The organism is Methylobacterium sp. UNCCL125 (assembly GCF_900116795.1).
Taxonomy (GTDB): domain Bacteria; phylum Pseudomonadota; class Alphaproteobacteria; order Rhizobiales; family Beijerinckiaceae; genus Methylobacterium; species Methylobacterium fujisawaense.
In genome coordinates, this window is record NZ_FPBW01000002.1 from 302427 (window position 1) to 316602 (window position 14176).

A 14176-nucleotide genomic window follows, 5' to 3' on the forward strand; every position below is an offset into this window, starting at 1 on the left:
GGCGCTACACCTCCAGCAGGGCGCGGCGCCGGAGCGGGCGCACGAACAGCTCGGCGAGGTCGCCGGCCTGCTCGTAGCCCTGTACCGGCGTGAACAGCAGCTCGATCGACCACTTGGTCGACAGACCCTCCGCCTCCAGCGGGTTGGCCAGGCCGAGGCCGCAGACCGTGAGGTCCGGGCGCGCCGCCCGGCAGCGGTCCATCTGGTCGTCGAGGCTCTGGCCCTCGGTCACCCGCGTACCCTGGGGCAGCAGCTCGATCTCGGCGGCCAGATGCGCCCGGTGCAGGTAAGGCGTCCCGACCTCCACGAGATCCGCGCCGAGTTCCCGGGCGAGGAAGCGGGCGAGCGGCACTTCGAGCTGTGAATCAGGGAAGAAGAACACGCGCTTGCCCGCGAGCTTTTCGCGATGGGGCGCTAGGGCGGTCTCGGCTCGGGTGCGGCCCGGGGCCGTCGCCCGGTCGAAGACGGCCTCGGCGACGCCGAACGCCTCGGCCGCCGCCCGCAGCCATCCGGTCGTGCCCTCGGCACCGAGCGGGAACGGCGCCGGGAGCCGGCGGGCGCCGCGCTCTTCGAGGGCGCGGGCCGTGTCGGCCAGGAACGGTTGGGCCAGGAGGTAGCGCGTGTTGCGCCCGACCGCGGGCATCGTGTCGGCCCGGCGGGCAGGCAGGAATCGGACGTCGCCGATCCCCATCGCGGCGAAAATCCGAAGAAACTGGTCCTCCACCACGTCGGCCAGCGCCCCGACGACCAGGAGCGACGGCGCGGCCGTCTCGACCTCGCGGGGCAGGTCCGGCACCAGGGCGGCGAGGCAGGCATCCTCGCCCTGCGTGAACGTCGTCTCGATGCCGGAGCCGGAGTAGTTCAGGACCCGCACGGGGGCGAGGCGCCCCGACAGCCGTTGCGCCGCCCGGGACAGGTCGAGCTTGATCACCTCCGACGGGCAGGAGCCCACCAGGAACAGGAGCTTGATATCCGGCCGCCGCTCGATCAGCCGGGTCACGACCCGGTCGAGTTCCTCGTTCGCGTCGGCGATCCCGGCGAGGTCGCGCTCGTCGATGATCGCGGTCGCGAAGCGCGGCTCGGCGAAGATCATCACCCCTGCTGCGGACTGAATCAGATGCGCGCAGGTCCGTGAGCCGACCACGAGGAAGAAGGCGTCCTGGATCTTCCGGTGGAGCCAGACGATGCCGGTGAGGCCGCAGAACACCGCCCTCTGCCCCTGCTCTTGGTGCAGGTCGATGCCGCCGCAGGGAGGCTGGTGGATCAGGGGAGCGTTCATGACAGCGCCTCCGCGAGGCGCGGTGCGCGGCTGCCGGTGCCCTCGAGACGGGCGGCGCGGAGCTTCATGAGGAACTGGCCGGCATTGACCACGTAGGTCGCGTAGGCCGCCAGCGCGAGCAGCAGCAGCGCCTGCCCGCTGAGTGCGCCCGTGATGAGAGCCGCGAGATAGGCTGTGTGGAGGGCCAGCACGAGCATGCTGACCACGTCTTCCCAGAAGAACGCCGGTGCGAAGAGCCACCGCCCGAACACCGCCTTTTCCCAGATCGAGCCGGTGACCATGATCGCATAGAGCGCCAGGGTCTTCACGACGACCGAGATCTCAGCGGCGAACTGACCTGCACCGGTGGCGAGGGTGCGCAGCACCAGGACGAGACTGATCAGGAAGATCGCGAATTGCAGAGGCGCCAGCACGCCCTGAACCAGGGTCCAAGGCGAAGAGTCGCGCCGTCGCCGTTCGGCAGGCGTGTAGAGCGGTCGTGCCGGCCGGTCCTCGGGACCCATGCATCCGCTCCCTGGTGCTCGGCGGCGCCAAAGGCTCCGTCGTTGACAGAGGCTAGGGCGAGGGTCCCAGAAGTGTCAAGTGCGCTTGACGGTTTCGGAACATGACAGGTGAGAGATATTTTTTCTTCGAATAAGATCATTGCCAAGATCGCCAGGAAGCGTATCGTCGGGCTCGACGGCTGGAGACTGCCGCAGTTTCACTTGTCAGATCCGGGACTGACGAACGCAAAGAATAGACAGGCGAGCAACGCCGCACCCAGGACACGAGCGGTGCCGCTGGTCCTCCCGGGCCAGGGCCGACTCAGGGAGGGATGCCGATGGGAGACTGGAGGCATTTCGGCGATCGCCTGGATCACGGCCAGCCCGCGGCCGGCTGTAACCCTGTGAGCGATGGTCGTTCCGTGTTCCGCGATAGCCCCGTCGGTTGGTCCGATCTGCGCCGGCCCGTTCCGGACATGCTCGCCCGCGTGGTCGAGGCGGAGATCCTGCCCCGGCTGATGCTCGCGCACCGGCCCGCCGGCCGCGGCCGCCCGGCGAATCGCGCGCCGAGTCCCCGGGAGATCGCCGAGTTCAGCGCCCTGCTCCTGGAGGCCGGTCCGGTCGATCTCGACGCCCGGGTGGAGGTCCTGCGCGACGGCGGCCTGCCCCTGGCCCGCCTGCTCCTCGATCTGCTCGCCCCGGCGGCCCGCCACCTCGGCGCGCTGTGGGAGGAGGATGCCTGCGACTTCCTGGCGGTGACGGAGGCGCTCGGGCGGCTCCATGCGGTGAGCCGACGCCTCTGCGCCGAGCTGGAGGACGAATCGATCCCGGCCAACGGGCGCAGCGTGCTGCTGCTGCCCTGTCCCGGCGAGACGCATGTCTTCGGCCTGTCGATCGTCGCGAGCTTCTTCCGGGAGGCCGGCTGGGACGTGACCACGGCGGTGCCCGGTCCCGAGGTCGATCCCCTGACGCTGCTCCGCACCGACTGGTTCGACGTGGTCGGCCTGTCGCTCTCCTGCGACGTGCTGCTGCCGGCCCTGACGAGGGCCGTGGCGGAGGTGCGCCGCGACTCCCGCAACCGGGAGATCCGCGTTCTGGTCGGCGGCCCCTATTTCGCGCGCTACGGCGGCGAGGCGGGGATCGTCGGGGCAGATGCCTGCGTGTCGGACGCCTGCCTGGCGCCCGCCGCGGCGGAAGCTTTGCTGGACAGACAGGCATTGGCCTGCTGAAAGGGTTGGTATCCGAATATCACATTGCAATCACATTGCGGTGACCGTGACGCCCCAGCCTCGCCACACCTCGCAGTCGCCGCCCGCGGCCCTGCAGCAGGTGGCCGGCCTCCTCGAAGGCGAGGCGGTCGGCCGCATCGTCGCGGCATCGACGGACCTGTCGCTGGTGATCGATGCCGACGGGGTGATTCGGGACGCGACGGTCGGCGCCGATCTCAAGGCCGAGACGGTGGCGGGCTGGCTGGGCCGGCGCTGGATCGACACGGTCACGGTGGAGAGCCGCCCGAAGGTCAACGCGCTTCTGCGGGATGCCCGGGCCGAGGGCATCACCCGATGGCGCCAGGTGAACCATCCCTGCCCCGACGGGATCGACCTGCCGATCCGCTACGCCTCGATCCGGCCGGCGGGGGACGGTCCGATCCTCGTGCTCGGGCGCGACATGCGGGCGGTGGCGGCCCTTCAGCGCCGGCTGATGGAGACGCAGCAGGCCCTGGAGCGGGACTACGACCGCCTGCGCGCCGCCGAGACCCGCTACCGGCTGCTGTTTCAGATCTCCGGCGAGCCGGTGCTGGTGGTCGATGCCGGGACGCGCCGGGTGGCCGAGGTCAATCCCGCCGCGGCGCGCCTGCTCGGGCGGCCCGCACGGCGCATCACCGGCCAGGACGCCGTCGACCTGTTCGACGCCTCCAGCGCCCGGGCCCTGGAGGCGCAGTTCGCCGCCCTGCGGGCGACCGGGCAGGCCGGGGCGATCCGGGCGTCCCTGCCGCACGAGCGGGGCGAGGTCACGGTGTCGGCCTCGCTGTTCCGGGGCGAGGGCGGCGCCAGCGCCCTGCTGCAGCTGGCCGCCGACCCGGCGGCGACGGCGTCCGGGCCCGATCAGGAGGCGCCCACCGCCGCCGTTCTGGCGGCGATGCCGGAAGGATTCGTCGTCACCGACCCGTCGCGGCGCGTCCTCATGGCGAATGCCGCCTTCCTGGAGCTGGCCCAGCTCGCCACCGAGGGGCAGGCCCGCGGGCGGACCCTCGACCACTGGCTCGGCCGCGACGAGATGGAGGCGCAGGCCCTGTTCGCGACCCTGGTCGACCACGGCGCCGTGCGCCGCTTCGCCACCGTCATCCGGGGCGCCTATGGCGGCCTGGAGGATGTGGAGGTCGCCGCCGTGTCGGTGGCCGGCCCCCGCCCCTGCCTCGGCTTCGCCATCCGGTCCGGCCCGCGGCGGATCGCCGAGGGGCGCTCCGCCTCGGCGATCGGGCGGGGGCTGCCCCGCTCGGTGGAGCAGATGACCGAGCTGGTGGGCCGGGTCTCGATGAAGACCCTGGTGCGCGAGACCACGGACCTCATCGAGAAGCTCTGCATCGAGGCGGCGCTGCGGATCACCCGGGACAACCGGGCCTCGGCGGCCGAGATGCTGGGCCTCAGCCGGCAGGGCCTCTACGCCAAGATGCGTCGCTACGGCGTCGGCGATCTGGACGGCCCGGCCGACGACGCCTGAGGCGGGCGCCGGACTCCCTTTCGGCCCTCGGCGGACTGCCGCGCGCCTGACCGCGCCCGACGCGCGAGGATGGCCGCGTTCCGCGCGCACGACCGCCGGATCGCGCGCGCAGGACCGCCGCCGCACCGGTAAAACCGGCCGCCGCCGAGGCGTTGCGCCCCGCGACTTCCCGGTGTGCCGGATAATGTATTCCTGACGTGCGGGTTGTATTCGCTGGACAAACGCCGCGCACATTCCGCCGCGTGGTGTAAATCTGCCTTGACACTTCGGCGGGGCCCGGTAGCCTCCCGCCATGGCCGCTACGCCCGCCCCGAGCGCAGTCATCGAGCTGCTCAAGCCGCTGACGTGGTTCGCGCCGATGTGGGCGTTCGCCTGCGGGGTGATCTCCTCCGGGCAGCCGGCCAGCGGCCAATGGCCGGTGATCGCCGCCGGGGTGCTGCTCGCCGGGCCGCTGGTCTGCGCCACCAGCCAGGCCGCCAACGACTGGTTCGACCGCCACGTCGACGCGATCAACGAGCCGAACCGGCCGATTCCCTCCGGGCGGATCCCGGGCCGCTGGGGGCTCTACCTCGCTTTGGGCTGGACGCTGCTGTCGCTGGTGGTGGCCGCCGCCCTGGGGCCCTGGATCCTCGGAGCCGCCCTGTTCGGGCTGGTGCTGGCCTGGATCTACTCGGCGCCGCCGGTCCGGCTGAAGCGGAACGGCTGGTGGGGCAACGCCGCGGTGGCGCTCTGCTACGAGGGGCTGCCCTGGTTCACCGGCGCCGCCGTCATGGCCGCGGCCCTGCCGGACCGGCGGGTGCTCCTGGTGGCGCTGCTCTACGCAGCCGGCGCCCACGGCATCATGACGCTCAACGATTTCAAGTCGGTGGAGGGTGACCGGCGCATGGGTCTGCTGTCCCTGCCCGTGCAGATGGGCTCGCAGCGCGCCGCGCGCTTCGCCTGCCTCGTGATGGCCCTGCCGCAGGTGGCGGTGATCGCGCTCCTCGTCGGCTGGGAGCGGTACTGGCATGCCGGCCTCGTCGCGGCGCTGCTCGCCGGCCAGGCCGCCCTGATGGTCCGGTTCCTCGAGAACCCCCGGGAGCGGGCGATCTGGTACAACGGCACCGGCACCACCCTCTACGTCCTGGGCATGCTGGTCTCGGCCTTCGCGCTGCGCCCGCTGGTGGGAGGGGCGTGATGGCGGGCGGCTCGCGTACGGAACGGCCGGGCGCCCGCCCGTCCCCCGCGAAGGCGGGCGGGCGAGCGGTCGCGTCCGACGGGTATCTCGGCTGGCCCCAGATCGTCCGCCTCGGCCTCGTCCAGACGGCGCTGGGCAGCGTCGTCGTGCTGATGACCGCCACCCTCAACCGGGTGATGGTGGTGGAACTGGCGCTCCCCGCCATCGTGCCGGGCCTGCTGGTCGCCCTGCACTACGCCGTGCAGGTCCTGCGCCCGCGCTGGGGCTACGGGTCCGACCGCAGCGGCCGGCGCACCCCCTGGATCGTCGGCGGCATGGTGGCCCTCTGCCTCGGCGGGTTCGGCGCCGCCTGCGGCACCGCGCTCGCCGCCGAGAACCTCGCCCTGGGCCTCGCCCTCGCGGCCCTCTCCTTCCTGTGCGTCGGAATGGGCGTCGGCGCGGCCGGGACCTCGCTCCTCGTCCTGCTGTCGGGGGGCGTCGCCCCGGCCCGGCGGGGCGCGGCCGCCACCATCGTCTGGGTGATGATGATCGTCGGCTTCGCCGTCACGGCGCCGCTCGCCGGGCATTTCCTGGATCCGTTCTCCGGTCTGCGGCTCGTGGCGGTGTCGGGCACGGTCTCGCTCGTCGCCTTCTGCGTGGCGGCGCTGGCGGTCGCCGGCATCGAGCGCCGCCTGCCGGTCCGCGCCCCGGAGCCCGCGGAGGCGCGCCGGCCGTTCTTCACCGTGCTGGCCCAGGTGCTGGCCGATCCCGTGGCCCGGACCTTCACGATCTTCGTCTTCGTCTCGATGCTGGCCTACAGCGCCCAGGAACTGATCCTGGAGCCCTATGCCGGCCTCGTCTTCGCGATGAGCCCCGGCGCCACCACCAAGCTCGCCGGGTTGCAGCACGGCGGGGTGCTCGCCGGCATGCTGCTGGTGGCGGGGGTGACCCTCGCCGCCCGCGGCACCGCCCTCGCCTCCCTGCGGCTCTGGATCGGGATCGGCTGCGCCGGCTCGGCGGCCGCCCTCTTCGCCCTGGCGAGCGGCGTGGCGGCGGGCTCGGACTTCCCCCTGCGCGCGACGGTGTTCGCCCTGGGCGTCGCCAACGGTGCCTACGCGGTGGCCGCCATCGGCTCGATGATGGCGCTGGCCGGCCGCGGCGACGCACGGGAGCGCGGCACCCGCATGGGCGTCTGGGGCGCCGCGCAGGGCGTCGCCTTCGGGGCCGGCGGATTTCTGGGGGCGGCGGCGGTGGATGCCGTCCGGCTCGTCACCGCCGAACCGGTCCAGGCCTACGCGGCGGTCTTCGCCGCGGAAGGCGTGCTCTTCCTCGTCGCGGTCGTCCTGGCGGCCCGGCTCGAACCCGCTCCGGCACCCGATTCGGTGCCGCTCGATCCTGCCTTCAGCGCGAGGTGAGGCCATGGCTCGGTTGGACGAAGGCGGCTCCGGTCGCGAATCCTACGACGTCGTCGTGGTCGGCGGCGGGCCGGCCGGGGCCACGGCGGCCACCGACCTGGCCCGGGCCGGCCACGCGGTTCTGCTCCTCGACAAGCCCGGCCGGATCAAGCCCTGCGGCGGCGCGATCCCGCCGCGGCTGATCCGCGATTTCGCGATCCCCGATGCGCTCCTCGTCGCCAAGATCCGGTCCGCCCGGATGGTGGCGCCGAGCGGCAAGACCGTCGACATGCCGGTGGGCGAGGGCTTCGTCGGCATGGTCGACCGCGAGCATTTCGACCCGTGGCTGCGCGCCCGCGCGGAAGAGGCCGGCGCCGACCTGCGCGACGCCGCCTACGACCGGATCACCCGGCCCGACGACGGGGTGCCGCTCGTCCACTTCACCACCGGGACCGGCGCGGATCTCGCCCGCCACGCCGTCCGGGCCCGCCTCGTCATCGGCGCCGACGGCGCCTGCTCGCCGGTCGGCCGGGCGGAGGTGCCGGGCCACGCCAAGATGCGGCAGGTCTTCGCCTATCACGAGATCCTGCGGGTGCCGGAGGCCGGCACCCCCGGGGCCGAGGCCGTCGAGGCGACCCGCTGCGACGTCTACTACCAGGGCCGCCACTCGCCGGATTTCTACAGCTGGATCTTCCCCCACGGGGATACGCTCAGCATCGGCACCGGCAGCGCCAGGAAGGGCTTCTCGCTCCGCTCCTCGATCCGGGCCCTGCGCGCGGCGACCGGCCTCGACCACGCCGAGACCGTCCGCCGCGAGGGCGCGCCGCTGCCGCTGAAGCCCCTGAAGCGCTGGGACAACGGCCGGGACGTGCTGCTTGCGGGCGACGCCGCGGGCGTCGTGGCGCCGGCCTCCGGCGAGGGCATCTACTACGCGATGCTCGGTGGCCGGCTCTCGGCCGAGGCCGCCGCCGCCTTCCTGCGGACCGGGGACGCGCGCGCCCTGGCCGGGGCGCGCAAGGCCTTCATGAAGCTGCACGGGCGCGTGTTCTGGATCCTCGGGATGATGCAGTGGGTCTGGTACCGCAGCGACGGGCTGCGCGAGCGCTTCGTCTCGATCTGCCGGGACAAGGACGTCCAGCAGCTCACCTGGGACAGCTACATGAACAAGGAGCTGGTCCGGGCGAAGCCCGCCGCCCACGCGCGGATCTTCTTCAAGGATCTCGCCCACCTGTTCCGCTGGGTCTCCCCGTGAGCCTCGCCGTCGACCTGGGGCCGCCCGCGGTGGCCGCCGCCGCCGCCGTGCTGGTGGCCGTGGCCGGCGGCCTCGCGACCACCACGGACGGCTGGTACCGGCGCCTGCGGGTCCCGGCCTGGAAGCCGCCGGACTGGGCCTTCGGCCCGGTCTGGACGGTGATCTTCGCGCTCACCACCACGGCCGGTGTGCTCGCCTGGAACGGCGACGCCGATCCCGCCGCGCGGGGTGTCCTCCTGGCCGCCTACGCGGTGAACGGGGTTCTCAACATCGCCTGGAGCGTGCTGTTCTTCCGGTTCCGGCGGCCCGACTGGGCGCTGGCCGAGGTGGCGGCCCTGTGGCTGTCCATCGCCGTGCTGATGCTGGTCACCGGCCGGGTCAGCCTCGGCGCCGGGCTGATGAACCTGCCCTACCTCGCCTGGGTCAGCGTCGCCGCCTGCCTGAACCTGCGGATCGTGCGCCTCAACGCGCCCTTCGGGCAGCCGGCGTGATGGAGGGTCTGCTGGCCCCCCTGTTCGCCTCGGGCAGGATCGTCGACGGCATCCTCCTGCTGGTCGCCGGGGAGGCGCTCGTCCTCGCGTGGCTCGTTCGCCGCCGGGGCGGCCCGCCGCTGCCGTCCCTTCTGGCGAACCTCGCCTCCGGGGCCGCCCTGATGCTGGCCCTGCGGGCGGCGCTGGTGGGCGACGGCTGGATCGCGGTCGCCGCCTGGATGCTCGCCGGGCTCGTCGCCCATCTCGCCGATCTCGGCCTGCGGTTCCGGACGGCCACGGCACAACGCCGCAGCCCGGCGCCGGCCGGAACAACGCCGCGAACGGCCGCGTTCACGCGCGGCACACGAATCTGAATTACTCTAAGTTCGGGATGGGAGACGCGGCATGCAGCGCACGAGAGCCCTCTCCTCCGGCCGCGTGTCGGCCCCGATCCTGGCGAGCCTGTTCCTGGCCGCGCCGGCGCTGGCGCAGGACGGGTCGGCCGACCAGATCGAGCGGGGCAAGTACCTCGTGACCATGGGCGATTGCGCGGCCTGCCACACGGCGCCGGGCGGCAAGTACCTCGCCGGCAACTATGCCCTGAACATGCCCTTCGGCGTGATCATGACCCCCAACCTCACCCCCGACAAGGAGACCGGGCTCGGCGACTATACCTATGCCGACTTCGAGAAATCGTTCCGGCAGGGCTACAGCAAGCATGTCGGCTACCTGTACCCGGCCTTCCCCTTCGCTTGGTACACCAAGGTCACCGACGAGGACACGAAGGCGATCTGGGCCTACCTGCAATCGCTCCCGCCGGTGAGCGAGAAGCGGCAGGAGAGCCAGATCCCGTTCCCGTTCAGCGTCCGCACGGCGCTGGTGACGTGGCGAACCGCCTTCTTCACCGAGGAGCGCTTCAAGCCCGACCCGAACGCCAGCGCCGAGGTGAATCGCGGCGGCTATCTCGTGGAGGGGCTCGGCCACTGCGCCATGTGCCACAACGAGAACAAGCTCGTCGGCAATTCGAGCTTCGCCGGGCGCTTCGGCGGCGGCGTGATCGACGGCTGGTACGCCCCCAACATCACGCCCGACGGGCATCAGGGCATCGGCGCCTGGACCGACGAGCAGGTGGTGACCTATCTCAAGACCGGCACCGCCCCGGGCAACCGGCCGGGCGTCGCCGCCGGGCCGATGCGCCAGACCATCATGGAATCCCTCTCCAAGGTGAAGGAGGAGGATCTGAAGGCGATGGTCGCCTACCTGCGCACGGTCCCGGCCAAGCAGACCTACAAGCCGAAGGATCTCGCCGCCTTCGACACCGCCGACGCGCCGGGCGCCTCGACCTACCTGACCTACTGCTCCTCCTGCCACCAGCCCGACGGCAAGGGCATCGAGGGCGCGGTGCCGGCGCTCGCCGGCAACACCTCGGTCCAGTCCGAAGGGCCCGAGACGGTGCTGCGGGTGATCTATGGTGGGCTCGCGGCCCAGAGCGGCCTCGCCCCGATGGTGGCGATCGGCCAGCAGATGACCGACGTCGAGGTGAGGAACGTCACCGACTACATCCGCAACTCCTGGGGCAACAAGGCGCCGGTGGTGACCGGCGACAAGGCCTCCGAGGCGCGCGCCGCCACCAAGACCATGCTGGCCGGCACCGCCCCCTGCGCGGAGATCGAGCAGGACAAGCTCAAGGCCGCCTTCGACAAGATCGGCATCCAGGAGAGCCTGAAGGGGTTGAAGCAGCAGGACTTCGTCCCGACGCTCGTCCGGCTGGTGCAGCAGGTGAAGGCGGAGCCCACGGGGGTCACGGACGACGACATCGTCAACGGCCTGACCACGGCGTTCTGCAAGGTCGGCCGCGACGACCCGCAATACGGCAACCCGAGCTGGCCCGCGGTGATCGGCACCTTCGCCAACGTCGCCTACAGCCAGGTGAAGCATCCGGAGAAGCAGGCGGCCAACGTGCCGTCCGCGACCACGCCGCCGCCGGCGAAGAACTGAGGCGCCACGCCTCAGGCCGCCGCTCCGGGCTCCGATACGGGGCACCGGAGCGGCGCGAACAGTCCCGGGAACGGAGAGGCGCGCCCGTCGTTTGAGCGAGGATCCCTCAGGAACCTCGTCCCGGAGTGTCCGTGTCCAGCCTCGTCCGCATCCTGCTCGCGATCTTCTTTCCGCCGATCGCAGTTCTCGTCACCACGGGCTTCGGCCTGCAGTTCCTGCTGAACATCCTGCTGTGGATCCTCGGCTGGCTGCCCGGCACGGTCCACGCCCTGTGGCTGATGAACCGCGACCGGCCGCTGGTCTGAGCCGTCAGGGCTTCCGGCCCTCGGGCTCGCCCTTCCGGAGGGCGGGCTTCGCCTCGACCTTGCCCTCCGCCTTCGCCTCGGCCTTGCCGTCGATCTTGCCCTCGACCTTGGCGGTCTTCACCGCATGGGCCTTGGCGGCCTTCGGCGCGACCTTCTCGGCGGCGTGGGCGAGCTTCACCGGCTCCGGCACCACCGCGGCGTCGACCGCCGGGGTCGGGGGTGCCGCCGGGGCCGGCTTGTCCTTGGCGAAGAGCTGGCCGAACAGCTTCTGGTAGCTGCTCGGGTCGCCGTCCGCGTCGGCGACCGCGATCCGCGCGGGCTTCTCGGGCAGGGCCGCCGTGGTCTCGACCTGCGCGTTGGGATCGGCGCGGTTCGCCATGAGCGTCGTGACCGCCGGCTTCGCGGGCTCCCGCCCGCGCCCCTTGCCGTCGGCCTTCGCGGCCCGGGCGGGGGCCGCCGGCTCGGCGCCGGCCAGCATCACCGGCTGGCCCTTCGGCGTGACCTCGATCTCCTGCGGGCCCGCCGCCAGGGTCTCGGGCCGGCTCACGTCGCCGAGATTGTGCCGTCCGTATTCCTTGGCGTCGTAGGGCAGGACCGTCTCGGTCCCGCCGAGGCTCGCGAAGGCGCTCGTGTTCTGCGGGCGGAAGACCGGGTTCTGGCCGCCGTCCTGGTAGACGACCCGCACCGCCGGCGTGCCCTTGGCGACGAGGTCGGCGACCGCGCGGGCGTCGTGCGCGCTCTTCTCCGCCACCAGCGGGTCGACATGGGGCTTGCACGAGCCGGCCGCCGCGTCGGCCCCGCCGAACACGTATTTGGTCCCGCACTGGCCGACCTTCGGCTCCTCGTGCAGGGCCTCGAAATAGTCGGACCCTTCCTTGAGGTTCTGCCAGAAGGCGATGTTCGGGTCGTTGCGGAACTTGGCCATGTTCTCGGCCGTCATCCGGAACGGATAGGACTGGAACTGGAAGCTGCGCTGGCCGCCGATGAACGCCTCGCGGGCGACGGCGTAGATCTCCGCGATGGTGGCGTCGGTCATGGCGAAGCAGCCCGCCGACGAGCAGGTGCCGTGCACCATCAGGTACTTGCCGGTGCGCCCGTTGGCCCGGTCGACGGCATTGGGGAAGCCGGTATCGAACGAGAGATAGTACGAGGAATTCGGGTTCATCAGGCCCGGGGTGATCGTATAGAAGCCCTCCGGCGCCTGCCGGTCGCCCTCGCGGGTCTTGGGGCCGAGCTGGCCGGACCAGCGGCAGATCGGGTAGGTCTTCAGCAGGGCGTAACGGCCGTCGCCGCCCCGCTTCCAGATCTCCATCTCCGCTTCCTTCTTGAAGGTGCGGATCAGGATCGGGTCGGATTGCTGCATCCCCTTGGATTGCATCAGGGCGACCGTCTGGGGGGCGACCGGCGCGAGGCTGCGCGCGCTCGGGCCGTTGATCCCGGAGCCGTCCTGGCAGGCGGCGAGCGACAGGGCCAGCAGGGACGCTGCCGCCAGCAGTCGCGCGGTCGCGAGACGCGCCGTCATGGGGAACCTCGATCGTCTTACGCGCGCCCGCGGGCCTTGCTGGCCGCGTCGGGTGCCACTCCCCAACCCAATAGGCTCGTTAAGCTTGCGCCTTCCTTACCGCAAGGACGCGGGTGCAACACTGGATTGTTATCCGGTGTGGAGAGCCTGCGGCGCAGGCCCTATCCACAGGCGGCCGGGACCGCGGCGGGGCGACCCAGCCAGAGCACGAGGACGAGGCCGGCCAGCGCCAGGGCGGCGCCGGCCAGAGACACCGCCGGGTAGCCGAGCCCGGCATCGATCGTGGCGCCGCCGACGGCCGCCCCGACCGCGTTGCCGAGGTTGAAGGCGCCGATATTCATCGCCGAGGCGAGGCTGGGCGCGTCCGCCGCCTGCGCCATCACCCGCATCTGGAGCGGAGCCACGCTGGCGAAGCTCGCGACACCCCAGAGGACGATCAGCAACGCCGCAGCGGCCGCCCCGTGCATGCCCCAGGCGAACAGCACGAGGACGACGAGCTGCGCCGCCAGCGCGCCGATGATCGTGCCGTCCACCGAGCGGTCCGCGAGCCGGCCGCCGAGCCAGTTGCCCACGGTCAGGCCGAGCCCGAACAGGACCAGCATCGCGGTGACGAACGGCGCCGTCGCGCCGGTCTCGGTCCGCAGGATCGGCGCGATGTAGGTGAACACCGTGAACATCGCGCTGAACCCCACCATGGTCAGCGCCAGGGCCGCCAGGACGGGGCCGCGGCCGAGGACGCGCAGCTCGGACCACAGGTCGGCGCCCGCTTCGGCCTTGAGTTCCGGCAGGGCGAGCCGCAGCGCCAGCATGGCGACGGCGCCGATCGCGGCGATCCCCCAGAAGGCCGCGCGCCAGCCGAGCATCGCCCCGGTCCAGGCGGCGAGCGGCACGCCGCCGATCGTCGCGATGGCGAGGCCCGAGAACATGGCCGCCACCGCGGCGGCGCGGCGCTCCGGCGGCACGAGGCCGGCGGCCACCACCGCGCCGACGCCGAAGAAGGCCCCGTGGTTCAGCGCGGTGACGAGCCGGCCGGCGACCAGCATGGCGTAGCTGTCGGCGAGGGCCGCCATCAGGTTGCCGAGGGTGAAGATCGCCATCAGCCCGACCAGCAGGCGCCGCCGGGGCAGGCGCGCGGTGGCGAGGGTCACGAGCGGCGCGCCGATCACTACGCCCAGCGCGTAGGCGCTGACGACGAGGCCCGCCGCCGGGATCGATACGTTCAGGTCGGCGGCGATCAGGGGCAGCATGCCCATGGGGGTGAACTCGGTCACGCCGATGCCGAAGGCCCCGACCGCGAGGGCCAGCAGGGGTGGGTTGAGCGCCATGGGGTCCGCATCTCCGTTCGTTCCGGTGAGGCAGGTGGCGGATTCGTCTCCAGGGCAGTAGTCCCCGCTCGGGACCAGGATCTGTGCGCCGACGGCACGAATGCGGGCTTGCCGACGGATCGGCGACGGGGGCATCCTGCGCGGCTCTCCCGATCACGCCCTCATCGTGAGGTGCCCGCGCCGGCGGGCGTCGGAGGGGCGCTCCGGCACCCCAGGATGAGGGCCTCGGGTCGGAGCGCCCGGGATCGGCTTCGGGCATCGCGGGACGGGCA

General features: G+C 72.2%; 13 protein-coding genes. 9 read left to right on the forward strand and 4 right to left on the reverse strand.

Annotation, left to right across the window (positions count from 1 at the left end):
* Positions 1–4: 4 nt before the first annotated feature.
* Positions 5–1279 carry a ferredoxin:protochlorophyllide reductase (ATP-dependent) subunit N gene (locus BM396_RS01325; protein ID WP_043383078.1) on the reverse strand — a complete coding sequence of 425 codons (1275 nt, stop codon included), beginning with the start codon at positions 1277–1279 and terminating at the stop codon, positions 5–7.
* The gene (gene bchF, locus BM396_RS01330; protein WP_043346566.1) at positions 1276–1782 is read right to left on the reverse strand and encodes a 2-vinyl bacteriochlorophyllide hydratase; all 507 of its coding nucleotides are present in this window, start codon (positions 1780–1782) and stop codon (positions 1276–1278) included. Before bchF ends, BM396_RS01325 begins: the two co-directional genes overlap by 4 nt.
* Before the next feature lie 317 nt (positions 1783–2099).
* Between bchF and BM396_RS01335 the strand changes: the two genes are divergently transcribed.
* The 9 genes from BM396_RS01335 (at position 2100) to BM396_RS01375 (ending at position 11057) form a co-directional block, all read left to right on the forward strand.
* On the forward strand, positions 2100–2990 hold the full coding sequence (locus tag BM396_RS01335) for a cobalamin B12-binding domain-containing protein (protein ID WP_043383075.1): 891 nt from the start codon (positions 2100–2102) through the stop codon (positions 2988–2990).
* A gap of 40 nt (positions 2991–3030) precedes the next feature.
* A complete protein-coding gene (gene ppsR, locus BM396_RS01340; RefSeq protein ID WP_051976085.1) occupies positions 3031–4482 on the forward strand; it encodes a transcriptional regulator PpsR in 1452 nt (483 codons plus the stop codon).
* A 292-nt stretch (positions 4483–4774) separates the two neighbouring features.
* A complete protein-coding gene (gene chlG, locus BM396_RS01345) occupies positions 4775–5659 on the forward strand; it encodes a chlorophyll synthase ChlG (RefSeq protein ID WP_043353924.1) in 885 nt (294 codons plus the stop codon).
* A complete protein-coding gene (locus BM396_RS01350) occupies positions 5659–7053 on the forward strand; it encodes a BCD family MFS transporter (protein ID WP_210281282.1) in 1395 nt (464 codons plus the stop codon). The genes chlG and BM396_RS01350 overlap by 1 nt, the downstream gene beginning before the upstream one ends.
* Positions 7054–7057: 4 nt before the next feature.
* The gene (locus tag BM396_RS01355; RefSeq protein WP_043383072.1) at positions 7058–8284 is read left to right on the forward strand and encodes a geranylgeranyl diphosphate reductase; all 1227 of its coding nucleotides are present in this window, start codon (positions 7058–7060) and stop codon (positions 8282–8284) included.
* Positions 8281–8775 (forward strand): TspO/MBR family protein, encoded by a 495-nt coding sequence (locus BM396_RS01360; protein ID WP_043383069.1) that lies wholly within the window; start codon positions 8281–8283, stop codon positions 8773–8775. The genes BM396_RS01355 and BM396_RS01360 overlap by 4 nt, the downstream gene beginning before the upstream one ends.
* Positions 8775–9128: a hypothetical protein gene (locus tag BM396_RS01365; protein ID WP_043383164.1), complete on the forward strand. Its 354-nt coding sequence runs from the start codon at positions 8775–8777 to the stop codon at positions 9126–9128. The genes BM396_RS01360 and BM396_RS01365 overlap by 1 nt, the downstream gene beginning before the upstream one ends.
* Before the next feature lie 31 nt (positions 9129–9159).
* On the forward strand, positions 9160–10752 hold the full coding sequence (locus BM396_RS01370) for a c-type cytochrome (protein ID WP_043353934.1): 1593 nt from the start codon (positions 9160–9162) through the stop codon (positions 10750–10752).
* Positions 10753–10883: 131 nt separating this feature from the next.
* The gene (locus BM396_RS01375) at positions 10884–11057 is read left to right on the forward strand and encodes a YqaE/Pmp3 family membrane protein (protein ID WP_012318839.1); all 174 of its coding nucleotides are present in this window, start codon (positions 10884–10886) and stop codon (positions 11055–11057) included.
* Positions 11058–11061: 4 nt separating this feature from the next.
* Here BM396_RS01375 and BM396_RS01380 read toward each other — a convergent pair whose 3' ends face one another.
* Both BM396_RS01380 and BM396_RS01385 read right to left on the reverse strand, forming a co-directional pair.
* Positions 11062–12579, reverse strand: coding sequence for a L,D-transpeptidase family protein (locus BM396_RS01380; protein ID WP_043383066.1), 1518 nt, complete (start codon positions 12577–12579; stop codon positions 11062–11064).
* Positions 12580–12740: 161 nt separating this feature from the next.
* A complete protein-coding gene (locus BM396_RS01385; protein WP_043383063.1) occupies positions 12741–13904 on the reverse strand; it encodes an MFS transporter in 1164 nt (387 codons plus the stop codon).
* Between the last annotated feature and the right edge of the window lie 272 nt (positions 13905–14176).

Coding starts and splice junctions, on each gene's coding strand:
- BM396_RS01325 (WP_043383078.1), bottom strand. CDS start 1,279: ATGAACGCTCCCCTGATCCACCAGCCTCCCTGCGGCGGCATCGACCTG.
- bchF (WP_043346566.1), bottom strand. CDS start 1,782: ATGGGTCCCGAGGACCGGCCGGCACGACCGCTCTACACGCCTGCCGAA.
- BM396_RS01335 (WP_043383075.1), top strand. CDS start 2,100: ATGGGAGACTGGAGGCATTTCGGCGATCGCCTGGATCACGGCCAGCCC.
- chlG (WP_043353924.1), top strand. CDS start 4,775: ATGGCCGCTACGCCCGCCCCGAGCGCAGTCATCGAGCTGCTCAAGCCG.
- BM396_RS01350 (WP_210281282.1), top strand. CDS start 5,659: ATGGCGGGCGGCTCGCGTACGGAACGGCCGGGCGCCCGCCCGTCCCCC.
- BM396_RS01355 (WP_043383072.1), top strand. CDS start 7,058: ATGGCTCGGTTGGACGAAGGCGGCTCCGGTCGCGAATCCTACGACGTC.
- BM396_RS01365 (WP_043383164.1), top strand. CDS start 8,775: ATGGAGGGTCTGCTGGCCCCCCTGTTCGCCTCGGGCAGGATCGTCGAC.
- BM396_RS01370 (WP_043353934.1), top strand. CDS start 9,160: ATGCAGCGCACGAGAGCCCTCTCCTCCGGCCGCGTGTCGGCCCCGATC.
- BM396_RS01380 (WP_043383066.1), bottom strand. CDS start 12,579: ATGACGGCGCGTCTCGCGACCGCGCGACTGCTGGCGGCAGCGTCCCTG.
- BM396_RS01385 (WP_043383063.1), bottom strand. CDS start 13,904: ATGGCGCTCAACCCACCCCTGCTGGCCCTCGCGGTCGGGGCCTTCGGC.